At 60.0% G+C, this 540-nt stretch carries 1 protein-coding gene; it reads right to left on the reverse strand.

From position 1 onward, the window contains the following. Positions 1-369, reverse strand: a 369-nt coding sequence (locus CXR03_RS18985; protein WP_219816291.1) for a MerR family transcriptional regulator, incomplete at its 3' end; no start/stop codon positions are given. Positions 370-540 lie beyond the last annotated feature (171 nt).

Here is a 540-nt window from a genome sequence, read left to right on the forward strand (position 1 = left end):
CTGCGAAACCGCAACGCCCGTCGCCTGCGCTACACTTTCCAGCGTCTTTCCAGCCTCCCGTCGCAAGCGACGGATCCGGGTGCCTGGGCGGATATCGGAGGCATCGTCCTCACCCTCGACAACCTCTTCATCGGCCTCCGAGGCAACCTCTCGCAAGCTCTCGCGGATTGCTGCCGGGTTCAGGCCTCTTTCACTCCTCAACCAGGCAATGTGCTTCAGGCGATCCACCAGCGCGCGGTCATAGAGCCGCTGCCCCGTGGCCGTACGGATTGGCTGGATCAGATCCTGCGTCTCCCACAGCCGCAGCGTGGAGGGCGAGACGCCCGCCATTCTGGCGGCTTCTGCAATCTTGAACCGGATGTCGTCCACGCTGCCCCCAAGGAAATGTCGCAGTCACGGGTGATAATGCCGATAAAGCATATTGCAAGTCTACAGAAAAAATGTAGGAAATATGAAACCGCGTGATCGCAGTCGGATGCGACGCCGCTGGCAACCCTTCGCACAGGACGAAAACGATGAAGAACGCCGAAATCTCAGCCC

It is taken from the genome of Arthrobacter sp. 08Y14 (assembly GCF_002929455.1).
GTDB classification, from domain to species: domain Bacteria; phylum Actinomycetota; class Actinomycetes; order Actinomycetales; family Micrococcaceae; genus Arthrobacter_B; species Arthrobacter_B sunyaminii.